Here is a 21,909-nt window from a genome sequence, read left to right as displayed (position 1 = left end):
TCCGACGTGACCGCAGTCGCGCCGGAGTCCCCCGGTGCCGCCTCCCCCGTGCCGTTCGATTCCTGGATCAAGCGCTCGCCTTCGCGCTCGCCTCCAGGGCGCGGGCAGACTTGGCCGCCCACCCGTCGAGCACCTCGGCGAGGAACTGCCCCGTAAAGCTGTCCGGGTGCTTGGCCAGCTGCTCGGGCGTGCCCTCGGCGAGGATCGTGCCGCCGCCGGAGCCGCCCTCCGGGCCGAGGTCGATGACCCAGTCGGCGCTGCGGATCACGTCGAGGTTGTGCTCGATCGTGATGACCGTGTTGCCCTTGTCCACGAGCCCGTTGAGCACGAGCAGCAGCTTGCGCACGTCTTCGAAGTGGAGGCCGGTGGTCGGCTCGTCGAGCACGTACACGCTGCGCCCGTTTGAGCGCTTCTGCAGTTCGGTCGCGAGCTTGACGCGCTGCGCCTCGCCGCCCGAGAGCGTGGTGGCGCTCTGCCCGAGCCGCACGTACCCGAGACCCACGTCGACCAGGGTCTTCATGTAGCGGTGGATGCTCGAGATCGGCTCAAAGAACCGCTCGGCCTCGGCAATGGGCATGTCGAGCACCTCGGAGATGTTCTTCCCCTTGTACTGCACCTGCAGTGTCTCGCGGTTGTAGCGCGAGCCCCCACAGACCTCGCACGCCACGTACACGTCGGGGAGGAAGTTCATCTCAATCTTGAGCGTGCCGTCGCCGGAGCACGCCTCGCAGCGGCCGCCCTTGACGTTGAAGCTGAAGCGACCGGGCAGGTACCCGCGGGTCTTTGCCTCCGGCGTTTCCGAGAACAAATTGCGGATCTTGTCGAACACGCCCGTGTAGGTCGCGGGGTTTGAGCGCGGCGTGCGGCCGATGGGTGCCTGATCCACGTGCACCACCTTGTCGAGGTGTTCCAGGCCGGTGACCCGGGTGTGCTTGCCGGGGACGAGCCGGGCCCCGTTGAGCTGGTTCGCGAGGACGCGGTAGAGGATGTCGTTCACGAGCGTCGACTTGCCGGATCCGGAGACGCCGGTCACGGCGGTCATGACGCCGAGCGGGAAGACCGCGTCGACGTTCTGGAGGTTGTTTGAGCGGGCCCCCACCACCTTCAGCTCGCGCTTGCGGTCCCGCTTGCGGCGCTTCTTGGGGGTGTCGATGCTGCGCCGTCCAGCCAGGTAGTCGCCGGTGATCGAGTCGGTGTTCGCGATCAGGTCGGCGTACAGGCCCGAGTGCACCACGGTGCCGCCCTCGACGCCCGCGCCCGGTCCGATGTCGACGATCCAGTCGGCGGCCTCGATGGTCTCCTCGTCGTGCTCGACCACGATCAGTGTGTTGCCGAGATCACGCAGCTTCATGAGCGTCTCGATGAGGCGCCGGTTGTCGCGCTGGTGCAGCCCGATCGAGGGCTCGTCGAGCACGTACAGCACCCCGGTGAGGCCCGAGCCGATCTGGGTGGCGAGTCTGATGCGCTGCGCCTCGCCGCCCGAGAGTGTGCCGGCGGCGCGGGCGAGCGTGAGGTAGCCGAGGCCGACCTCGATGAGGAAGTCGAAGCGGAGTCGGATCTCGCGCAGCACCTGCGCCGCGATCTTTGCCTCGCGCTCGGTGAGCTGCACCTCGTCGAAGAACCGCTTTGCGTTCTGGAGGCTGAACTCTCCGACCGCCGCGATCGACTCATCGTTCACCGTGACCGCGAGCACCTCGGGCTTGAGGCGCTGCCCCTGGCAGGCGTGGCAGGGCACCTCGCGCAGGAACTCCGACCACCGGTCTCGCTTGGTGTCTGACTCGGCCTCGGCGTACTGGCGCTCGATGAACGGGATCACGCCCTCGAAGCCTGAGGAGTACTTCACCTCGCGGCCGAAGCGGTTCTTCCACCGCACGTTGACCTTGAAGTTATTGCCGTACAGCACCGCCTCGCGGACCTCGTCGCTCAGCTTGCCCCAGGGCGTCTTCAGCGAGAAATCGAGATCATTCGAGAGGCCCACGAGGAGCTTCTCGTAGTACTGGTAGAGGCTCTTGCCCTGGCTGGTCCAGGGGATAATGACGCCCTCGGAGATCGACAGCTCGGGATCGCCCAGCACCAGGTCTTCGTCGACCGACATGCTGGTGCCCAGGCCGGAGCAGGTGGGGCACGCGCCAAACGGCGCATTGAACGAGAACGTGCGCGGCTCGATCTCGGTGAGCTGCACGGGGTGCTGGTTGGGGCACGAGAGGTGCTCGGAGAACAGCTGCGAGCGGTCGCTCGCATTCTCTTCGCGGTCCACGAAGTCAATGCTGACGGTGCCTCCCGAGAGCCGCAGGGCCGTCTCCAGGGAATCGGTGAGTCGGCCGAGCACGTCCGGTCCCGCCACGAGGCGGTCCACGACCACGGAGATATCGTGCTTGATCTGCTTCTTGAGCTTTGGCGGATCCGAGAGCTGGATCAGCTCTCCGTCCACGTGGGCGCGCGAGTAGCCGCCCGCCGCGAGCTCCTGGAAGAGGTCGACGAACTCGCCCTTCTTCTTGCTCACCACGGGAGCGAGCACCTGGAATCGGGTGCGCTCTTCGAGGCCCATCAGGCGGTCGGCGATCTGCTGCACGGTCTGCGAGGCGATGCGCTCGCCGCACACCGCGCAGTGCGGCACCCCGATGCGTGCCCAGAGGAGGCGCATGTAGTCATAGATCTCGGTGATGGTACCCACCGTGGACCGCGGGTTGCGGTTCGTTGACTTCTGGTCGATCGACACCGCCGGGCTGAGCCCCTCGATGAAGTCGACGTCGGGTCGATCCACCTGGCCGAGGAACTGGCGCGCGTAGGCGCTGAGCGACTCTACGTAGCGGCGCTGCCCCTCCGCGAAGATGGTGTCGAACGCGAGGCTCGACTTGCCGCTTCCGGAGAGTCCCGTGAAGACGACCATCGAGTCGCGTGGGATCGCGAGATCGACGTTGCGCAGATTGTGGACACGCGCGCCCTGCACGCTGATGTGCGCGTGGGCGGCGGATGAGCGGATCGGGGCGGGGCTGTTCGAGGTCACTCCCCCATCTTATGCGCCCCGAGCTGAATATTCGAACATATGTGCGAGTGGTCGCGGCGTGTTCGCCCAGGGCGGCCTGGCGCGTTCGTGCCGGCTGTGGGATCGTGGGTGGAGAGCAATTCGTCTGATGAATAAGGATGGTCATGGCTGCACCCGAAACCTCACGCCCACAGCGCCCCGCGCGACCGCAAATCGTGCTTGAGGTGCGCGAGCGGATCCAGCTGAGTCCGCACCTGGTGCGCATCGTTGCGGGCGGACCCGGCATGGCCGCCGTGGAGCCGAACCCGCACACCGACGCGTACAGCAAGATGCTGTTCGCGCACCCGGACACGGCGCTCACGCCGCCGTACGACCTCGACGCGCTGCGCGCGGAGCTCGCCCCAGAACTGCTCCCCGTCACCCGGACCTACTCGATTCGACGCGTCGACCTTGATCGCGGCGAACTCTGGATCGACTTCGTCACGCACGGCGACGAGGGCGTTGCGGGCCCGTGGGCAGACCGCGCCCGCGCCGGGGATCCAGTGGTGCTGCGCGGCATCGGCGGCGGCTACTCCCCCGATCCAACGGCCTCCTGGCACCTGCTCGCCGGTGACGAATCTGCGATCCCGGCGATCGCGGCCGCGCTCGAGGCGATGCCCGCGGATGCGCGCGGGGTCGCCTTCATTGAGGTTGCGGGTGAGCCCGACATCCTCGAGCTCACGGCGCCGCCCGGCATCACGGTGACCTGGCTGTTCCGCGGTGAGGCGCCCGCCGGCACCTCGGACGTGCTCGTTAATGCGGTGCGTGGCGCCGAGTGGCTGCCGGGCCGCGTGCAGGTGTTTGTGCACGGCGAGCGGGGTGCGATGAAGGCGCTGCGCCCCTACTTCACCGATGAGCGCGGACTCGAGCGCGCGCAGCTGTCGCTGTCGCCGTACTGGGCTCACGGGCGACGCGAGGACGCGTTCCAGGCGGAGAAGCGCGAGGCGGTCGGGCAGGTCTAGCGCGCGGCGCGCTTCCCGACCACCGGTGGGGCGAGCGTGTCCGAAACGTTCAAGCGCTCGGGCCCGCCGCGGCCGTACGCTGTGCTCATGACACTCTCATTCAACTTCATTGGAATTGTGACCGGCGACCTCGCGGCTTCGCTGCGCTTCTACCGCCAGCTCGGACTCGCTATCCCCGAGGGGCAGGACGACGCGCCCCACGTGGAGGTAGTGCTCCCGGGTGGGATCACGATCGCGTGGGACCCGGTCACTACGATGCAGGGGTTCATGCCGGGTTTCGAGCTCCCCACCGGGGAGGGGCGGATCGGCTTTGCCACGGAGGCCGAGTCGCCCGCCGGGGTTGACCGCGCGTACGCCGCGGTCGTCGAGGCGAACCCCGCCGCCGCCCACACGGCGCCGTGGGACGCCCCCTGGGGTCAGCGCTACTCGACGGTGCGCGATCCAGACGGCAACACGGTCGACATCTATGCGGCGCTCCCCACCGGGGACACCGCGAGCTAGGCGGCGTCTAGCCGTCGCCCCGCCCCGCCCCCGCGCCCGCGACGTGCGGCGGGGGTGACGCCTCCCGCGCCCGCGACAGCCGGGGTATTGCATCTCGCGCCCGCGACTGGCGGCGGGGGCGACGCCTCCCGCACCCGCTACGGTGCCGACTGACCCGCCGCGAACTGAGCCGGCGTGGTGCCCACCAGCGCGCTGAACTCGCGGGTGAGGTGCGCCTGGTCGCTGAAGCCGGCGCCGTGCGCGGCTGCGGTGAGGGTGGCCCCCGACCTGATGAGGTGCTGGCCGTGCTGCGCGCGCACGACGCGGCGCAGCACGGCATAGCCGTAGCCGAAGTGCTGCAGCATGTGACGTTGCAGCTGCCGCTCGGAGTAGCCGAGGCCGCGCGCGAGGGCTGCGGCGCTCGCACCGCGCGCGGCGGCCCGCCTGGCCGCGGCCGCCCACGGCGGCGCGCACGCCCCGAACGCGAGTTGGGACGCCGCGACCGGATCGTAGTCGGCCCGCGGCCTGTCTCTGGTGGCGCGCAGGAGCGCGAGCCCCGCCGCGTGCACCGCTCCGGGCACTGCGTCGGCGCCCGCGACGTGCCGGTCGCGCAGCTGAGCTGGCTCGGTGCGCAGGGACCCGGCGGCCGCGCCGAGCGCGAAGCGCAGTCCGATGGTCTCGCCCTCGGCGCTGCCCCGGCCCGTGAACGCACGGGTTGATGGCCCGGCAACGAGCAGCGCGTCGTCACGGAGAATCAGGTCGGCGGCACCGTCGGCGGGAAGCACCGCGGGAACGGCGCCCCCGGTCGAGCGCCACATGACGCCGACCCCGGGGATGTTGAGTTCGCGGTACACGCGGTGCCCGGGCCTACAGGTGACCTGCCGCGTCCATGCTGCGCAGCTCGCGCTTGAGCTCCGACACCTCGTCTCGGAGCCGGGCGGCGAGCTCGAACTTCAGCTCCTCGGCGGCGGCGAGCATCTGCTCGGTGAGGTCGCCAATCAGCTCCTCGAGCTTCGCCGAGCCCTCCTCGGCGATCGCGCCAACGCGCGCGGCGGCCTTCCCCTTCGCCTTCTGAGCCGAACCGCCCTTGCGCTGGGAGTGCGCGCCGCTGCGCGAGAGCACGTCCTCGGTGTCGGCGGCCTCGCGCGCGAGCATCTCGGTGATATCGCCGATCTTCTTGCGCAGCGGCTGCGGGTCGATTCCGTGCTCGGTGTTGTAGGCCACCTGGATCTCGCGGCGGCGGTTCGTCTCGTCGATCGCCTCGCGCATTGAGCGCGTGACGCGGTCGGCGTACATGTGTACCTCGCCGGACACGTTTCGCGCCGCGCGGCCGATGGTCTGGATGAGCGACGTGCTGGAGCGCAGGAAGCCCTCCTTGTCGGCGTCGAGAATCGCGACGAGCGAGACCTCGGGGAGGTCGAGTCCCTCGCGCAGCAGGTTGATGCCGATGAGCACGTCGTAGACTCCGGCGCGCAGCTCGGTGAGTAGCTCAACGCGGCGCAGCGTGTCGACATCGGAGTGCAGGTAGCGCACGCGCACGCCCGCCTCCTCCATAAACGTGGTGAGCTGCTCGGCCATCTTCTTTGTGAGCGTGGTGACGAGCACGCGCTCGTTGCGCTCGGCGCGCACGCGCACCTCTTCGAGCAGGTCATCGATCTGGCCCTCGCTGGGCTTGACCACGATCTCGGGGTCGATGAGGCCGGTGGGGCGGATGATCTGCTCCACCACGCCATCGGCCTGCTCGAGCTCGTACTTCGCGGGCGTTGCCGAGAGGTAGACCACCTGGCCCACCCGATCCTTGAACTCGCCGAACGTGAGCGGCCGGTTGTCGAGGGCGCTCGGGAGCCGGAAGCCGTGGTCGACCAGGGTGCGCTTGCGCGAGGCGTCGCCCTCGTACATCGCGCCGATCTGCGGCACCGTGACGTGCGACTCGTCGATCACCACGAGGAAGTCGTCGGGGAAGTAGTCGAGGAGGCAGTGCGGCGCCTCCCCCGGCTGCCGGCCATCGATGTGGCGCGAGTAGTTCTCGATCCCGGAGCAGAATCCGATCTGCTCCATCATCTCGAGGTCGAACGTGGTGCGCATGCGCAGCCGCTGCTCCTCGACGAGCTTGTTCTGTCGCTTCAGCTCCCCCAGCCGGCCGTCGAGCTCCTCGGTGATCGTGCCCATCGCCCGGTTCATCACCGTGCGGCTCGCCACGTAGTGCGATCCCGGGAAGACAGAGACGGTCTCGACCTGCTTGATCACCTCACCCGACACCGGGTGGAGGTAGTAGAGTGCCTCGATCTCGTCGCCGAAGAACTCGATCCGAATCGCGAGCTCCTCGTACATCGGAATGATCTCGACGGTGTCGCCTCGCACCCGGAAGTTGCCGCGCACGAACTCGATGTCGTTGCGCTGGTACTGCATGTCGACGAACCGCCGCAGCAGCACATCGCGGTTGAGCACGTCGCCGACCACGAGAGGCACCATCGCCTCGTAGTACTCCTCGGGCTTCCCGAGGCCGTAGATGCACGACACGGTGGAGACCACGATCGTGTCGCGTCGGCTCAGCAGCGCGTTGGTGGTCGAGTGCCGCAGCCGCTCGACCTCGGCGTTGACCGATGAGTCCTTCTCGATAAAAGTGTCCGTCTGCGGGACGTACGCCTCGGGCTGGTAGTAGTCGTAGTAGCTCACGAAGTACTCGACCGCGTTGTTGGGGAAGAGCTGCCTGAACTCGCTCGCCAGCTGCGCGGCGAGTGTCTTGTTGTGCGCGAGCACGAGGGTGGGGCGCTGGACCTCCTCGATCAACCAGGCGGTTGTCGCGGACTTGCCGGTGCCCGTGGCCCCGAGCAGCACAACGTCCGTTTCACCAGCGTTAATTCGGCTCGCGAGCTCGGCAATCGCCTGCGGCTGGTCGCCGCTGGGCTCGTACTCGCTGATCACCTCGAACGGGCGGACGCTACGGGTTGGTTCCATGCTTCCGAGAGTACCGGGCACCACTGACAAAAGCGGGAAAGTCGGTGAGCGCAGTGCGGACAGTGAGCGGCGTGAGCGCCCCGGACGCTGCGCTGGCGGGGCCCGTGAACCGCGCTCTCCGGGACCCCGAGAACCGTGCTAATCTGGCGTCTCGCGACGACACGACCATGAGAATGAGGCACCGGGTGAAACTGGCAGAAGCGCTTGCGCTCCGAGCCGATACGCAAAAGCGCATCGCACAACTCCGTACGCGAATCGCCGCAAACGCCAGGTATCAGGAGGGCAGCGAGCCCGCCGAGGATGCTGGCGCACTCTTGAGTGAGGCCGAGCTCGCCGTGGGTGAGCTTGAGCAGCTGGTGCGGAGCATCAACGCGACCAATTCCGCGATCGAACTCGAGATCGTGCCGGCCCCGAGCCGCGCAACGGGCGGCCGTCGCCGCGAACCCGGCACAGCGGTTGCGCACACGGGCACCATGACCGATGCGCTCGCTCGGCGTGACAGCCTGCGGCAGCGCCACGCGATCCTCGTCGAGGCAGCCGGAGCCGCACAGGACTCTGGCGTGTACCGCCAGATGCGCTCGGAGCTGCGCGAGATCAGCGCCCTCTCGGTAGCGGATCTGCACGCGCGAGCGACGACGCTGGCGCAGGAGCTGCGCGAGCTCGACTCGCGGATCCAGCAGGCGAACTGGGCGCACGACCTGCTCGAGAGCTAGCGGCACCGGGCGCGGGCAGCGCACACAACAACTTCACACGGGCGGAGTCGGTACCGACTCGACCAGCGGGCACACCCCGCGCCAGACGGTGAATTCTGGCTCATGTTGGGTGGCGGGCAACCCACGCAGCGCACAGTGCAGCCCAGCACTGCGCACACGTGACTGCCAACCGCGCACGTTGCACAACCGCGTGCCGGGGTCGAATCGGGAGGGTGGGATCGGGGACACACCGCCTGTGCAGCGACGCGGCAGCGCGCGCCCGCTGCGAGCCAACACGCGCGCGAGCCGCGCTACGCGGTAGTCGTGAGCCGCGCTACGCGGCGGCGTCGAACCGCGCCGGAAGCACAAGGTTTCCCACGCCGGATACCCGGACCTCCTGGAGCCCCTGCCACGCCGCGGCCCTGGCAAGAAGCGTTGTCGCGGCGTCCGCCGTGCGCGCCGGTGCCCGGTCCTCGCGCCACGCAGCCTGCACCAGGAGTGCCCCGCCGGCGCGATCAGCCTTGAGATCGATGCGGCCCGCGAGCCGGCCGTCCACCATGAGCGGGAGGCAGTAGTAGCCGAACTGTCGCTTCTCTTTCGGCGTGTAAATCTCGATCCGGTAGTGGTAATCGAACATCCGCTCCGCCCGGGGGCGGTACCAGACGACCGGGTCGAAGGGCGTGAGGAGCGCGTCTGGTGCGAGCCTGGCCGGCACCCGGGCATCGCGGTGCAGCCAGGCGGGTGCGGGCGCCCCGGAGGCGCCGGTCCAGCCGGCGACGCGCACGGGACGCAGCTCCCCCGACTCAACCAGGTCGCGCACGGCGACCCGCGCGTCTGCGGTTTTGAGCCGGTGATAGTCGGCGAGATCGGCGAGCGTGGCAACGCCGAGCGAGCGGGCCGCTTGCGCCACGAGCGCGCGCTGGGCGGGCGCTCGGTCCGGTGCCGCGAGTGCCGCGGCAGGCAGCGCCCGATCCGCGAGCGCGTAGCGGCGCTGGAACCCCTCGCGGCCGGCAGCGACGACCTCGCCCTGAGCGAAGAGCAGCTCAACCGCGTGCTTCGTGTCGCTCCAGTCCCACCACGGGCCCCGCTGCTCGCGCGGGCCCTCCTCGAGCTCCCGCACGAAGAGTGGGCCGCGTTCGGCGAGCTGGTCGCGCACCCGTGAGATCGTGCGATCGAGCCGCTCAGCGCGGCCGTTCGCGCGGTTGCGATCCCTGAACTCGCTCATGCGCCAGGCAAAGAGCGGGCGGTCGGCCACGGGGATGAACGCGGCCTCGTGCGCCCAGTACTCGGTGAACTCGCCGCCGTCCCACAGGTGCCGATCGAGCGCTGGGGCGGAATACGCGCCGTGGCGTGAAAATACCGGCAGGTAGTGGCTGCGCGCGAACACGTTGACCGAGTCGATCTGCAACACGTGCAGCCGCGACAGCGCCGGATCAAACGGCCGGCGCTGTCGCAGCCGCGGCGCACTCGAAAACCCCTGCGCAGCGAGGGCGACGCGGCGCGCCTCGGCGGCGCTCAGTGACTCGCGCTGCATTGCGGGGTCGGGCTCTCGAGTGCGACGAGGATCGAGTTACGCGAACCAGAGCCCGAGCTCGCGCTCGGCCGACAGGGTCGAGTCTGAGCCGTGCACGAGGTTCTGCTGCACTGCAACGCCCCAGTCGCGGCCCAGGTCTCCGCGGATGGTGCCGGGTGCGGCTGCCGTCGGGTCGGTGGTCCCGGCAAGCGCGCGGAACCCCTCGATGACGCGGTTTCCCTCGGCGCGCACGGCCACGACCGGGCCGGAGGACATGAACTCGATCAGCGGCTCAAAGAACGGCTTGCCCTCGTGCTCCTCGTAGTGCTCGGCAAGGAGTTCGCGGCTTGCCGTGAGCATGCGCAGATCGGCGATCCGGTACCCCTTTGCTTCGATGCGGCGCAGGATCTCTCCCGTCAGGCCGCGGGCAACGCCATCGGGCTTGACCAGGATGAGAGTTTCTTCAGTGGACATACACGCTCCTCGTGTCAGGCGATTCTGTGGGCTCAACGCGCCCAGCATCCGAGTCTAGCGGTGCGGGCTGCACCGGGCGCTGTGCGGCGGGAGTGCGGCGCGGCTCGGTCGCGGGGATCGCTTAGGCTTGAGGACACAGCAATTACGGGTGGAACAGGGGCACGATGCCGGATCGCAGCAGTACAGACGCCTCGTCCCGCCGCGGTGGCCGCTTTCGGCAGCGCGGCGCGGTGTCCCCGCCAACCGTCGCAGCCAAGACGCGACGCACCCGCTACGTGATCGACGGAAAGCTCGCCCCCACGCCGCGCGACGTCAGTGTGGCAGAGGCGCTCGCGTTCGCGGACCGCACCCCCGGGGCGATGGCGCTGTGTGTGTTTGCCCAGCCGACGAACGCGGATATTGACGAGCTGGCCGCGGCCTGGGAGCTGCACCCGCTGCTCGTGGAGGATCTACGGCACGCCGGCCAGCGACCCAAGCTTGAGCGCTACGGCGACGTGCTGTTTTTGGTGGTGCGTGCGGCGCGATACCTCGACGACATCGAGGACGTTGATTTCTCCGAGTTCCACGTCTTGGTGCACCGCAACGCGGTCGCCGTGTTCTGCCAGGACGGTCGGTGGATCGACGGCACTGACGGCATGGCCGGCCCGGACGAGGGCCGCCCGCTCGAGCACGGCGCGGAGACGCTGCTCGACAACGCTGAGCTGCTCCAGCTGGGCCCCGAGGCGGTGCTTTACCGCTTCCTCGACGCCGTGGTCGACGGGTTCTACCCGGTGCTGCGCGGGCTGGGGATCGACCTGGAGCAGATCGAGCGCCAGGTCTTTAGCGGAGACGCCGCGGTCGCCGAGCGCATTTACCGCCTCAGCCAGGAGGTCATCGACCTGCAGCACGCCACATCGTCGCTCACTGACGTGCTGCGTGCGCTGCGCCGGGGCTTCGAGCGCCACGAGATCCCCGAGCCCCTCCAGTCGTACCTGCAGGATGTGGCTGATCACCTCACCAGGGTGGGCACCCGAGTCCTGGAGCTGCGCGAGGCGCTCTCGCAGATCCTCAACGTGAACGCGACGCTGGTGGCGCAGCGCCAGAACGAGGACATGAAGAAGATCTCTGGCTGGGCGGCAATCCTGTTCGCGCCCACCCTGATCGGCGCGATCTACGGGATGAACTTCGACGATATGCCCGAGTTGCACTGGGCGTTTGGATACCCGCTCGCCGTCGCTGCCATGGGCGGCCTGGCGATCAGCCTCTACGCGATTTTTAAGCGCAAGAAGTGGATGTAGTGCCGGCGCACGCGGGAGCACCGCGCTGGGTGTTCCCGCGTGCGCCCGCGACGCGCTAGCTCTGAGCGGCGATCCAGGCCGCCCGATCCCGGTCCATCTGGCTGCCCTTCACCATGCAGTACACCCACAGCGCCGTGAACAGGATGCCCACGATGAGCGCCATCGGGAGCAGGATCGCGGTCGCGAGCACGAGGCCGTGCGCGATCCACCCGATCGTGATCCCCACCTTGCCGCGTCGCATGAGGGCGAGGCCCACGATCATCACGACCGCGAGGCCACCACCCAGGTAGAGCCCGAGTTCGCGCGGCTCAAGTGTGCCGAGGCCAAACAGTGTGAGCCCGATCAGCACCACGACAATGAGTTCGAAGCCGAGCACGATCGAGCCGAGCGCCTTCTGGGTGGACTGTCCGCCACTGCTCGATCCGGAGATCCGCATCGCCGAGTTGTGTGCCATCGTCTCGGACGGGGAGAGCCGCAGCTCTTCGTCCTTGGGCGCGTCGGCGCCGTCCTGCGGGCGGTTCATGCGCTCCCCCAACCTTCGGCGCGGGCGAACGCGATTGCCTCACCCGCGAGAATTACTGATCCGACTACGAGCACGCCGCGGCCGCTGGCGCGGCCGGCCCAGGCGCGCGCCTCGTCGAGCGCCTCCGGCAGTGACTCTGCAATCTCGACGGGGGTGCCGGGCACCTCAGTATCGGCGATCGCCGCGAGCTCTGCGGCAGCGACGCTGCGCGGCGAGTCGACGGGCGTGAGCGTCACGCGGTGCGCGATCGGGGCGAGCGCGGCGAGCACGCCGGCAGCATCCTTTTCTGCCAGCACGCCGACGACGAGCGCAAGCTCCTCGAAACTGAACGACTCGGCCACCGCCCGGGCGAGCGCCTCAGCGCCGTGCGGGTTGTGCGCGGCGTCAACGTACACCACGGGTTCGGTGCCAATGAGCTGGAGCCGGCCGGGCGAGGTGAGCTGGCCGAAGCCCTCCTCAAGCACCTCTTCAGACACGGCGCGGTCGCCGCCGAAGAATGTCTCGACCGCCGCGATCGCGAGCGCCGCGTTCTGCGCCTGATGATGGCCAAACAGTGGCACGAACGTGGGCGCGTACTCTGCCCCCGTGGTACCGGTGACCGAGATCATGCGGCCGCCAACGGCGAGCCGATCATCGGTGAGCGCGAAGTGGCGGCCCTGCACGAGGAGCGGCGTTTCGAGCCGCTCGGCCGCTGCCGTAAGCTCCTCGATCGCGGCCGGATCCTGTTCGGCGGAAACCACCACGGCGCCCGGCTTGATGATTCCGGCCTTGGTGCGTGCAATCGTCTCGATGTCCGCGCCCAGGATCGCGGTGTGGTCGAGGTCGATCGGCGTGAAGACGGCGACCTGGGCGTCGGCGATGTTCGTCGCATCCCACTCGCCGCCCATGCCAACCTCGATCACAGCGACCTCGACGGGCGCGTCAGCGAACGCGCTGAAGGCGAGCACCGCGAGCGCCTCGAAGAAGGTGATCGGGCCGTGGCCGGCCGCGGCGAGTTCCGCGTCGACGATCGCGAGCGGGGCACTGAGCTCCTGCCAGGCAGCGGTGAGTGCCTCCCCGGAGATCGGGGACCCGTCGAGCTGGAACCGCTCGGTGAAGTCGACGAGGTGCGGGCTCGTGAACAGCCCCGTGCGGAGGCCGTGCGCGCGCAGCAGCGACTCAATCGCGCGGCTCGTGGAGGTCTTCCCGTTGGTGCCGGCCACCTGGATCACTGGGAACGAGAGCTGCGGGGAACCCGCGAGCTCCGCGAGGCGCCGCACCGGCTCGATGCGGGGGCGCGGGTTCGCCTCGCCCACCCGTTCGAGCAGTTCGGCATAGACCTGTTCGGCTGTGGTCGCGCTCATCGTGCGTCTTCTCCCGGGGTCCAGTCTTCCGGGGCGTCGAGCCCCGTCGTGTCAATGGTGATCACCATGGGCGACTTTTCAACCCCGAGCGCCTTCGCGCCGGTGATGAAGACCCCGTTGCCTGGCGAGGTGATGTCGTCCACGATCAGTTCGATGCCCGGTGTGCCCTCCACAGCAATGCCGGCGGCGAGTGTCTCACCGGCGATCAGTGCGGAGTGACCGCGCAGCGCGTCGACCAGGATCGGGTCGACGTTGAGCGCGAGCACGATCCGATCAGTAACATCGAGGCCGGCCTGCTTGCGCGCCTCCTGCACCGCACGGATCGCGTCGCGGGCCACGCCCTCGGCCTCGAGCTCCGGCGTGGTCTCGGTCTCCAGGAGCACAAAGCCCCCGCCGGGGATGAGGCTCAGGGCGGGCCCGCCGTCGCTGCCCTCGCCGACGCTCAGCGTCAGCTCGTACTCGTGCGGTTCGAGCGCGATGTCACCCGCGGTGACCACGCCGTCGGTCTCCGACCAGTCGCCGGCCTTCGCAGCCTTGATCGCGGCCTGCACCTGCTTGCCGAGCCGCGGGCCGGCGGCGCGCGCGTTGACCGCGAGCGTCTGCACCACACCGTGGTCGGCGGCGCTCGTCTCGGTCTGGGCGACCAGCGTGACCGCCTTCACGTTGAGCTCCTCACGGAGAATGTCGGCGAAGGGCTCAACGGCCTCGGGTCGCGCGGTGACCACGGTGAGCTCTGCGAGCGGGAGGCGCACGCGGAGCCGGCGCGCCTTGCGCAGCGCGAGCGCCTGCGAGGTGATCTGGCGCACCTCGTCCATCGCTGCGACCAGCTCGGGATCGCTCGGGAATTCGCTCGCGTCAGGCCAGTCGGTGAGGTGCACCGAGCGGCCGCCGGTCAGGCCACGCCACAGCTCCTCGGTGACGAGCGGCGCGAGTGGCGCCGCCACGCGCGCTACGGTCTCGAGCACGGTGAAGAGGGTGTTGAACGCCTGGGCGTTCTCGGGCTTGCCGTTCGCGCCGGCCGTGCCCTCCCAGAACCGGTCGCGCGAGCGGCGCACGTACCAGTTGGTGAGGACCTCGGCGTAGGCGCGCAGCGCCTCGGCCGCGGAGGTGGTGTCGAGCCCGTCGAGGTGGCGCTCGACGTCGCGCACGAGATCGCCCGTCTTCGCGAGGATGTAGCGATCGAGCGGATCGCCCGAGTCGGTGCGGCGCTCGGCGGTGAAGCCGTCGGCGTTCGCGTACAGGCTGAAGAAGTACCAGCTGTTCCAGAGCGGCAGGATGAACTGCCGCACGCCCTCGCGGATGCCCTCTTCAGTGACGACGAGGTTGCCGCCGCGCACCACGGGCGAGGCCATCAGGAACCAGCGCATCGCGTCTGAACCGTCGCGGTTGAACACCTCGTTGACGTCGGGGTAGTTCTGCAGTGACTTCGACATCTTGTTGCCGTCGGAGCCGAGCACGATGCCGTGGCTGATCACGTTCTTGAACGCTGGCCGATCAAAGAGCGCCGTGGCGAGCACGTGCTGCACGTAGAACCAGCCGCGGGTCTGGCCGATGTACTCGACGATAAAGTCAGCCGGCTGGTGCGTGTCGAACCACTCTTGATTCTCAAAGGGGTAGTGCGCCTGCGCGAACGGCATCGACGCGGAGTCGAACCAGACGTCGAGGACATCCTCGATCCGGCGCATTGTGGACTGGCCGCTCGGGTCATTCGGATTTGGGCGCGTGAGATCGTCGATGTACGGGCGGTGGAGGTCGATCTCCCCGGCCGCGTTGCGCGGCAGTTCGCCGAAGTCGGCCTCGAGCTCCGCGACGGAGCCGTACACGTCAACGCGCGGGAAATCGGGGTTGTCGCTCTTCCAGACCGGGATCGGGCTGCCCCAATAGCGGTTGCGGCTGATCGACCAGTCACGGGCCCCCTCAAGCCACTTGCCGAACTGCCCGTGCTTCACGTTCTCGGGGACCCAGGTGATGTCCTCGTTGACCTGGAGCATGCGCTCCTTGATGTCGGTGACGCGCACGAACCAGCTGGACACCGCCTTGTAGATCAGCGGGTTGCGGCACCGCCAGCAGTGCGGGTACGAGTGCTCGTAACTCGCCTCGCGCAGCAGACGGCCGCGCTCCTTGATGAGCCGGATCAGCGGCCGGTTCGCGTCCATCCAGAGTTCACCGGCGACGTCGGGAACCGAGTTCAGGAACCGGCCACCCTCGTCGACGCTCACGATGGTGGGGATCCCTGCTGCCGTGCCGATGCGCTGATCGTCCTCGCCGTATGCGGGGGCCTGGTGCACGATGCCGGTTCCGTCACTGGTCGAGACGTAGTCGTCGACCAGGATCTGCCAGGCGTGCTCGGTGCCCCACTCAGCGGCATCGGAGTAGTAGTCGAAGAGCCGCTCGTAGCGCACGCCAGCGAGCTCCGCGCCGGGCACGGTGCGGGCGACGGCCGCGCGCGCCTCGTCGGCCGACGCGTAGCCCAGCTCCTTCGCGTGCGCGCCGACCAGGTCGATCGCCAGCAGGTACTGCGCGGCATCGGCCGCGCCGCCATCGGCGGCACCGGCCGGGCCGGCGGGTACGAGCGCGTAGTCGATGGCGGGGCCGACCGCGAGCGCGAAGTTCGTGGGCAGCGTCCACGGGGTGGTGGTCCACGCGAGGGCGCGTGCCCCGAGGAGGTCGAGCGCGGCTGCGCGCTCCCCCACCAGCGGGAACGTGACCGTGACCGATGGGTCCTGCCGCATCTGGTAGACGTCGTCGTCCATGCGCAGCTCGTGGTTGGAGAGCGGCGTCTCGTCGCGCCAGCAGTACGGCAGGATGCGCGAGCCCTCGTAGGCGAGTCCCGTGTCGTAGAGCCGCTTGAACGCCCAGATCACACTCTCCATGTACCCGAGGTTGAGGGTCTTGTACCCGTGCTCAAAGTCGACCCAGCGCGCCTGGCGGGTGACGTAGTCTTCCCACTCGTCGACGTAGCGCAGCACCGACTCGCGCGCCTGCTCGTTGAACGCGGTGACGCCCATCGCCTCGATCTCGCTCTTCTCGGTGATCCCGAGCTGCTTCATCGCCTCGAGCTCGGCCGGGAGGCCGTGCGTGTCCCAGCCGAACCGGCGCTCCACCTTCTTGCCCCGCATGGTCTGGAAGCGAGGGAACACGTCTTTTGCGTACCCGGTGAGGAGGTGCCCGTAGTGGGGCAGGCCGTTTGCGAACGGCGGGCCGTCATTGAACACCCACTCGGGGGCGTCGGCGCGCTGTCGGATCGACTCGGCAAAGGTGTCGTCGTCGCTCCAGAACGCGAGGACGCGCTCCTCGACCTTGGGGAAGCTCGGGGACGGTGCGACGCCAAACGCGGCGCCGTCGTGCTGCGGCGCAGGGGCTCCGGTGGGCTGCTGAGGGTACGGCATGAGGGTCCTTCGATCCGGCGTGGCTACGTGTATTCACTGCCGGGACGAGCCTCGCGGCCCGCGGTACCACCCAACTTGCCGCTTCCCAGATGCTGCTCGGGCTGCGGCCCCTTCATTTGGCTGTGACGGGCCGTGCCCGTTCGGTTCTACTGCGCTCGCCCCGTGCGGGTCGAGCGGTTCCTCCGAAGACTCCCCGGTGATGGCCGGATCGCGGTCGATACGTCAAGTGTAGCGCAGGCGTGCCCGGAGCAGTCTGGGTGCCGCGATTGCGCTGTCGAGCGCACTTTCGGCCATTTAGGTAACGAACGAGTAACGAAGTGATGGAGCGAAAATCCCAGATCAAAACGATATTTGCGCAATCCTGGACCCCGATCAGTGACGGGGCAACCTTGCAGTTTGCGATGAAAGGTTGTTAGCGTCAAGTCAGCGTTGAGTGCGATTCGGCCCGATGCGCGCCGCCCTGCCAGTGAGGTACACCGTCGAGATCCGACGGCGTGAACGAGGGACACGGTGCGTGCTGCGTCCCGCTCCGCAATACGAGATCTAGCCATTCGACTGGCTGCCTGGCGGTGTGCGCCCCGAGTGCGCCCCGCGAGCGGTTTTCTTTGGTGACCCGCGGATCTTCGCGCACCACATGAGGAGTATCTGAGTGACCCATACAACTGAACAGTCCGGGCAACCGGACGCGCGAGGTGCGGCCACGGCTGGCACCCCGCAGACTGCGCCCGCCATCTCGGTCTCGGGCGCCTACAAGGTTTTCGGCCGCCGACCGAAAGAGGTCGTCAAGCGGCTTCGCAACGGCATCAGCCGCGAGCAGCTGCGGAGCCAAGGCACCGCGGCGGTCATCGACGCAAGCTTCGACGTGCAGCCCGGCGAAATCTTCGTCGTCATGGGCCTGTCCGGATCCGGCAAGTCCACGCTGATCCGCATGCTGAACGGGCTCAACGACACGACCGACGGTTCAATCACTGTCTTCGGCACCGAGGTCGTTGGCCTCGCCACCTCCGAGCTGCGTGACCTGCGCCGCGATCGCATGTCGATGGTGTTTCAGCACTTCGCGCTGCTCCCCCACCGCAACGTCCTCGACAACGTTGCGTATGGCCTTGAGCTGCAGGGCGTCGGCCTTGAAGAGCGCCGCAAGAAGGCGCAGCACTGGCTTGAGCGCGTCGGCCTCGCCGGCTGGGAGGATCGTCTCCCCGGCCAGCTCTCCGGCGGCATGCAGCAGCGCGTCGGCATCGCACGCGCGTTCGCGGCGGAGACCGACATCCTGCTCATGGACGAGGCGTTCTCCGCGCTCGACCCCCTGATCCGCCGTGAGATGCAGGAACAGCTCGTGGAGCTGCAGCAGGAGCTGCAGAAGACCATCGTCTTCATTACACACGACCTCAACGAGGCAATGTTCCTGGGCGACCGGATCGCGGTCATGCGCGACGGCCGGATCGTGCAGGTGGGCACCCCCAACGACATTCTCACTGACCCCGCCAACGACTACGTCGCGCAGTTCGTGCAGGACGTCGACCGCGCTCGCGTGCTCACCGCCGGCGACGTCATGGAACCGCCGCGCGCTGTGGTCCCCGGCTCAGCCGGGCCGCGCACCGCGCTCCGCACCATGCGCGACCTGCAGACCTCCGCGTGCTTCGTGACCACGGGCGCACGCACGCTCCTGGGGGTGGTCCGCGACAAGGACGTGCTCCGCCAGGTGCGTGAGGGCGGCACTGATCTCACCGACGTGCTCCGCCCCACCCCGTCGGTCGTGCGTGCCGACCAGGTGATCTCGGAGCTGTTCGAGCTCGCGGTTGAGAGTCCGCTGCCCGTCGCAGTGATCGACGAGCAGGATCGCCTCATCGGCGTCGTGCCGCGCGTGACGCTCCTCGCCGCGTTGACCGACCTCCCCCCGGTCACCACCGAGATCCCGGTGATCGAACCCCTGCCCACCGTGACCTCGGCGATGATCACCGAGACACTGGCAACCACGCAGACCGCAGCGAGCGGCAACGCGCCGCTCGTGCCCACGGAGGAGACCCTGTGAAAACCGACAACAGCGCCATGGACTGGCTGCGTATCCCCGTCGGCGACTGGGTCGAGGCGGGACTCGACTGGTTTAAGGTCGCGTTCGACTCATTCCTCGACGTGGTCGGCTTCGTGATGAACTGGCTGGTCGCGGAGTTGAGTGACGTGCTCATTTCAACGCCGTTCTTCCTGCTCATCATCGTGCTCGCGCTCATCGGCTGGCTGGTGCGCTCCTGGCAGTTCGCCGCCGGCACGGTTATCACTCTCACCGCGATTGTCGCGATGGGCCAGTGGGAGAACGCCATGTACACGCTCGCGCTCGTGCTGATCGCGACGATCATCGCCGTGGCGATCGCCGTGCCGCTCGGCATCTGGGCCGCGCGCAACGATCGTGTGAGCGCGGTGTTGAAGCCGATCCTCGACTTCATGCAGACCATGCCCGCCTTCGTCTACCTGATCCCCGCGGTCATCTTCTTCACGATCGGATTTGCCCCCGGCGTGTTCGCCACGATCATCTTCTCGCTGCCCCCGGGCGTGCGATTCACGGAGCTCGGCATCCGCGGGGTCGACAGTGAGACCGTGGAAGCGGGCTACGCCTTTGGCGCGAAGCCGGGCGCGATCCTGCGCGGGATCCAGCTGCCGCTCGCCATGCCGACCATCATGGCCGGGATCAACCAGGTCATCATGCTCGCCCTGTCGATGGCGGTTGTCGCCGGTATGGCCGGCGCGAACGGCCTGGGTAAGGAAGTCATCGCCTCGATCTCCACGCTCAACGTGAGCAAGGGCGTTGAGGCCGGCCTCGGCGTGGTGCTCCTCGCCGTGTTCCTCGATCGCGTGACCGCCGCGCTCGGTGCCCCGGGCGACTTCAAGCACTCGCTGCGCGCACAGTTCTCGCGAAAGCGCAGCGCTCCCGCCAGCCGGCCCGCGGCCGCGACACCCGTCGCTGTGTGAGCCCGGCTCGCGCCAGTTCAGACCCGCACGATACCCGGGGCGTACGCCCCCACACTCCAGACGACTCGCGCCAGCGGCGCGAGCAGAAAGGAAGACGCATGATGAACAAGCGACACCTGACCGGAGTCATCGCACTCGGAGCCGCGGCAGCGCTCGCCCTCACCGGGTGCAGCTCGAGCAGCGATGGCGGCTCGGAGGGCTCCGGCGACGCGGACAAGACGATCACGCTCGGCTTCCTCCCCTCGTGGACCGACGGCCTGAGCACCGCATACCTGCTCGAAAACCAGCTTGAGCAGCTCGGCTACAACGTGGAGATGGAGGAGCTCACCGAGGCAGCAGTGCTGTACACGGGCCTCGCTTCCGGCGACATCGACATCTACCCTTCCGCGTGGTCTGAGAAGACGCACGCCTCGTACATGGAGAAGTACGGCGCAGACATCGAGGACCTCGGCGCGTACTACGACAACGCCGTGCTCACCATCGCGGTGCCCGAGTACACGGACATCGACTCGATGGACGAGCTCGCCGCCAACGCAGACCGCTTCGACGGCAAGATCATCGGCATCGAGCCGAGCGCGGGCCTTACCGAGCAGACCGAGACCGTCATGATGCCCGAGTACGGCCTCGAAGACAGCTACGAGCTCGTCACCTCCTCGACCGCGACCATGCTCGCGACGCTCAAGGACAAGATCGAGAAGAAGGAAGACGTGGTCGTCACGCTGTGGCGCCCGTTCTGGGCAAACGACGCGTTCCCGGTGAAGGATCTGAAGGATCCCAAGCAGGCGATGGGCGAGCCCGAGGCGCTGCACTTCCTGGGCACCAACGGGTTCTCTGACACGTACCCGGACGCGGCCGAGCTGATCGCGGGCATCCAGCTCGACGACGCCCAGTACGGCTCGCTCGAGGATCTCGTCGTGAACGAGTACGGCGAGGGCAACGAGGCCGAGGCCGTTGAGGCCTGGCTCAAGGAGAACCCGGACGCGTTCTCCACGCAGCTCTCGAACTAGTTTCACGCAGGGCACAACGCGGCGGCACACCTCGGGTGTGCCGCCGCGTTGCTCGTTTCCCGGGGCGGTCACCCGCCGGTGCCCGCGCTCAGCTTCATCGCCCCGGACGCGCGAGTGCAATGATGTCCGAGAGCTCTCGCCGCGGCTCCCCCGGGACCAGGCCTCGAAATACCGAGTCGTCGATCACATAGTTGCTCGCAAACTGGTAGCGCATCTCAAGCTGCTCGCGCGCCGCCGAACTGAACAGCCCGGCGACCGCGAGGAGCCCGCGGCTGAGCACCCGGGCAGACACCGGACCGCCCGCGGCACGCGCGAGCTGGGCCGCGAGCTCATCGCCGGAGAACGGCGCGATCGCCGGGAGGTGCACGGCCGGCGCAGCCCGGAGCCTCGGGTGGCTGCAGACAGTGATGAGCCCCCGGGCCACGTCGCCGGGGAGGGCGAACGAGTGCCGGTACTCCGGTGGCCCAAACCAGTTGAAGCGGCCGCCGCGCCGGGCGAGGATCCGGGTGATCGTGCTCCACGGGAGCACCGTGGTCTCGGCCCCAGGACCCAGAAAGTCCGCGGCCCGACACAGCACGATATCCGCTCCCCAGGCACGTGCGTGTTCCAGGACGGCCGCCCCCGCCCGTCGCGCGTCGCCCTTCCGACTGCACGGCGCCAGCGGCTGTGCTTCCGAGATCGGTCCCGAGGCGCGACCGTAGGCGTAGAGGTTGTCGAGGACGGTGAGCGGAATGTCATGGTCGCTGGCCGCCGCCACGATCGTCTGCATGAGCGGGACCCACTCACGCTCCCACACCGCGGCCCGGTAGGGCAGCCCGACTGCCACAATCACGCTGCTGCAGTCGCGGAGCGCGCGGCCGAGCGCCTCGGGCGCATCCGCGCCCACCGCGCGGTGCGCGAAGACACCGGCGGGCGGCGTCGCGCTCCGAGAGACAGTAACCACCTCGGCGCCCTGCGCGAGGAGCTCACGCACCACAACACGTCCGATCTGCCCGCGTGGGCCAAGCACGGCGATGCGCCGCCGGGCTACGGCGCCAGAGCTCGGGTCTGATCCGGCAGCTGAAGTGTGCATCCCTGTTCCGTTCGGATTTGGTCCGCCCCCACCCATTCAGCGTACGCCCGGCGTCGAGCGGTGTCGAGGGCGCCGGGGACACGCGCGCCGGGCACCGGCCCGCGCCTCGCGCCAGCACGGGTAGACTGGGCACGTTGACTATCAGGCACCAGGGTGGGCGCGGTGACACGCGCACGCCCGCTCACGCGGTGCCGCCCACATCGAACACGACCTCGCGTCGAGACACGGAGTAG

At 68.5% G+C, this 21,909-nt stretch carries 16 protein-coding genes; 7 read left to right on the top strand and 9 right to left on the bottom strand.

Features of this window, described 5'->3' with window-relative positions; translation table 11 throughout:
• Window positions 1-67: 67 nt before the first annotated feature.
• Window positions 68-3,007 carry an excinuclease ABC subunit UvrA gene (uvrA, locus tag EV139_RS13560; protein WP_130454928.1) on the bottom strand — a complete coding sequence of 980 codons (2,940 nt, stop codon included), beginning with the start codon at window positions 3,005-3,007 and terminating at the stop codon, window positions 68-70.
• Between the two features lie 143 nt (window positions 3,008-3,150).
• On the opposite strand from uvrA, the gene EV139_RS13555 reads away from it, so the two are divergent.
• Window positions 3,151-3,987: a siderophore-interacting protein gene (locus tag EV139_RS13555; protein ID WP_130454926.1), complete on the top strand. Its 837-nt coding sequence runs from the start codon at window positions 3,151-3,153 to the stop codon at window positions 3,985-3,987.
• Between the two features lie 87 nt (window positions 3,988-4,074).
• Window positions 4,075-4,488: a VOC family protein gene (locus EV139_RS13550; protein ID WP_130454924.1), complete on the top strand. Its 414-nt coding sequence runs from the start codon at window positions 4,075-4,077 to the stop codon at window positions 4,486-4,488.
• A 137-nt stretch (window positions 4,489-4,625) separates the two neighbouring features.
• Here EV139_RS13550 and EV139_RS13545 read toward each other — a convergent pair whose 3' ends face one another.
• Together EV139_RS13545 and uvrB are read right to left on the bottom strand one after the other, a co-directional pair.
• A complete protein-coding gene (locus EV139_RS13545) occupies window positions 4,626-5,321 on the bottom strand; it encodes a helix-turn-helix domain-containing protein (RefSeq protein ID WP_130454922.1) in 696 nt (231 codons plus the stop codon).
• A 13-nt stretch (window positions 5,322-5,334) separates the two neighbouring features.
• Window positions 5,335-7,425 (bottom strand): excinuclease ABC subunit UvrB, encoded by a 2,091-nt coding sequence (gene uvrB / locus EV139_RS13540; RefSeq protein WP_130454920.1) that lies wholly within the window; start codon window positions 7,423-7,425, stop codon window positions 5,335-5,337.
• 185 nt (window positions 7,426-7,610) lie between these two features.
• Between uvrB and EV139_RS13535 the strand changes: the two genes are divergently transcribed.
• Window positions 7,611-8,138 carry a DIP1984 family protein gene (locus tag EV139_RS13535; RefSeq protein ID WP_130454918.1) on the top strand — a complete coding sequence of 176 codons (528 nt, stop codon included), beginning with the start codon at window positions 7,611-7,613 and terminating at the stop codon, window positions 8,136-8,138.
• 313 nt (window positions 8,139-8,451) lie between these two features.
• On the opposite strand, the gene EV139_RS13530 is transcribed toward EV139_RS13535, so the two are convergent.
• Window positions 8,452-9,651 carry a winged helix-turn-helix domain-containing protein gene (locus tag EV139_RS13530; protein WP_130454916.1) on the bottom strand — a complete coding sequence of 400 codons (1,200 nt, stop codon included), beginning with the start codon at window positions 9,649-9,651 and terminating at the stop codon, window positions 8,452-8,454.
• 36 nt (window positions 9,652-9,687) lie between these two features.
• The gene (gene ndk / locus EV139_RS13525; protein WP_130454914.1) at window positions 9,688-10,104 is read right to left on the bottom strand and encodes a nucleoside-diphosphate kinase; all 417 of its coding nucleotides are present in this window, start codon (window positions 10,102-10,104) and stop codon (window positions 9,688-9,690) included.
• A 164-nt stretch (window positions 10,105-10,268) separates the two neighbouring features.
• Here ndk and EV139_RS13520 point away from each other — a divergent pair, with 164 nt between their 5' ends.
• The gene (locus EV139_RS13520) at window positions 10,269-11,381 is read left to right on the top strand and encodes a magnesium and cobalt transport protein CorA (RefSeq protein ID WP_130454912.1); all 1,113 of its coding nucleotides are present in this window, start codon (window positions 10,269-10,271) and stop codon (window positions 11,379-11,381) included.
• 55 nt (window positions 11,382-11,436) lie between these two features.
• Here the strand turns inward: EV139_RS13520 and EV139_RS13515 are convergent, their stop codons facing one another.
• Genes EV139_RS13515 through ileS form a run of 3 tightly spaced genes read right to left on the bottom strand, consistent with a single transcriptional unit; the run spans window position 11,437 to window position 16,636 of the window.
• The gene (locus tag EV139_RS13515; RefSeq protein WP_130454910.1) at window positions 11,437-11,904 is read right to left on the bottom strand and encodes a DUF4233 domain-containing protein; all 468 of its coding nucleotides are present in this window, start codon (window positions 11,902-11,904) and stop codon (window positions 11,437-11,439) included.
• Window positions 11,901-13,247 (bottom strand): bifunctional folylpolyglutamate synthase/dihydrofolate synthase, encoded by a 1,347-nt coding sequence (locus tag EV139_RS13510; protein ID WP_130454908.1) that lies wholly within the window; start codon window positions 13,245-13,247, stop codon window positions 11,901-11,903. The genes EV139_RS13515 and EV139_RS13510 overlap by 4 nt, the downstream gene beginning before the upstream one ends.
• Window positions 13,244-16,636, bottom strand: coding sequence for an isoleucine--tRNA ligase (gene ileS / locus EV139_RS13505; protein WP_130454906.1), 3,393 nt, complete (start codon window positions 16,634-16,636; stop codon window positions 13,244-13,246). Before ileS ends, EV139_RS13510 begins: the two co-directional genes overlap by 4 nt.
• A 649-nt stretch (window positions 16,637-17,285) precedes the next feature.
• On the opposite strand from ileS, the gene EV139_RS13500 reads away from it, so the two are divergent.
• The 3 genes from EV139_RS13500 to EV139_RS13490 all read left to right on the top strand — a co-directional run bounded on the left by EV139_RS13500 (window position 17,286) and on the right by EV139_RS13490 (window position 20,604).
• Entirely contained in the window at window positions 17,286-18,665 is a 1,380-nt protein-coding gene (locus tag EV139_RS13500) for a quaternary amine ABC transporter ATP-binding protein (RefSeq protein WP_130454904.1), read from the top strand.
• Between the two features lie 17 nt (window positions 18,666-18,682).
• Window positions 18,683-19,597 carry an ABC transporter permease gene (locus tag EV139_RS13495; RefSeq protein ID WP_130455426.1) on the top strand — a complete coding sequence of 305 codons (915 nt, stop codon included), beginning with the start codon at window positions 18,683-18,685 and terminating at the stop codon, window positions 19,595-19,597.
• A gap of 101 nt (window positions 19,598-19,698) precedes the next feature.
• Window positions 19,699-20,604 carry a glycine betaine ABC transporter substrate-binding protein gene (locus tag EV139_RS13490; protein ID WP_130455424.1) on the top strand — a complete coding sequence of 302 codons (906 nt, stop codon included), beginning with the start codon at window positions 19,699-19,701 and terminating at the stop codon, window positions 20,602-20,604.
• 94 nt (window positions 20,605-20,698) lie between these two features.
• Here EV139_RS13490 and EV139_RS13485 read toward each other — a convergent pair whose 3' ends face one another.
• A complete protein-coding gene (locus tag EV139_RS13485; protein WP_157993051.1) occupies window positions 20,699-21,676 on the bottom strand; it encodes an NAD-dependent epimerase/dehydratase family protein in 978 nt (325 codons plus the stop codon).
• Between the last annotated feature and the right edge of the window lie 233 nt (window positions 21,677-21,909).

The organism is Leucobacter luti, from assembly GCF_004217175.1.
Lineage (GTDB): Bacteria > Actinomycetota > Actinomycetes > Actinomycetales > Microbacteriaceae > Leucobacter > Leucobacter luti.
The sequence above is the reverse complement of the archived record's forward strand: the minus strand, read 5'-3'. Positions and strand labels throughout refer to the sequence as shown.

What these genes read in the sequence shown, in the direction of transcription:
- EV139_RS13520 (WP_130454912.1), top strand. Translation starts at nt 10,269, where the DNA reads ATGCCGGATCGCAGCAGTACAGACGCCTCGTCCCGCCGCGGTGGCCGC.
- EV139_RS13515 (WP_130454910.1), bottom strand. Translation starts at nt 11,904, where the DNA reads ATGAACCGCCCGCAGGACGGCGCCGACGCGCCCAAGGACGAAGAGCTG.
- uvrB (WP_130454920.1), bottom strand. Translation starts at nt 7,425, where the DNA reads ATGGAACCAACCCGTAGCGTCCGCCCGTTCGAGGTGATCAGCGAGTAC.
- ileS (WP_130454906.1), bottom strand. Translation starts at nt 16,636, where the DNA reads ATGCCGTACCCTCAGCAGCCCACCGGAGCCCCTGCGCCGCAGCACGAC.
- EV139_RS13530 (WP_130454916.1), bottom strand. Translation starts at nt 9,651, where the DNA reads ATGCAGCGCGAGTCACTGAGCGCCGCCGAGGCGCGCCGCGTCGCCCTC.
- EV139_RS13490 (WP_130455424.1), top strand. Translation starts at nt 19,699, where the DNA reads ATGAACAAGCGACACCTGACCGGAGTCATCGCACTCGGAGCCGCGGCA.
- EV139_RS13485 (WP_157993051.1), bottom strand. Translation starts at nt 21,676, where the DNA reads ATGCACACTTCAGCTGCCGGATCAGACCCGAGCTCTGGCGCCGTAGCC.
- EV139_RS13495 (WP_130455426.1), top strand. Translation starts at nt 18,683, where the DNA reads ATGGACTGGCTGCGTATCCCCGTCGGCGACTGGGTCGAGGCGGGACTC.
- EV139_RS13510 (WP_130454908.1), bottom strand. Translation starts at nt 13,247, where the DNA reads ATGAGCGCGACCACAGCCGAACAGGTCTATGCCGAACTGCTCGAACGG.
- EV139_RS13550 (WP_130454924.1), top strand. Translation starts at nt 4,075, where the DNA reads ATGACACTCTCATTCAACTTCATTGGAATTGTGACCGGCGACCTCGCG.
- ndk (WP_130454914.1), bottom strand. Translation starts at nt 10,104, where the DNA reads ATGTCCACTGAAGAAACTCTCATCCTGGTCAAGCCCGATGGCGTTGCC.
- EV139_RS13555 (WP_130454926.1), top strand. Translation starts at nt 3,151, where the DNA reads ATGGCTGCACCCGAAACCTCACGCCCACAGCGCCCCGCGCGACCGCAA.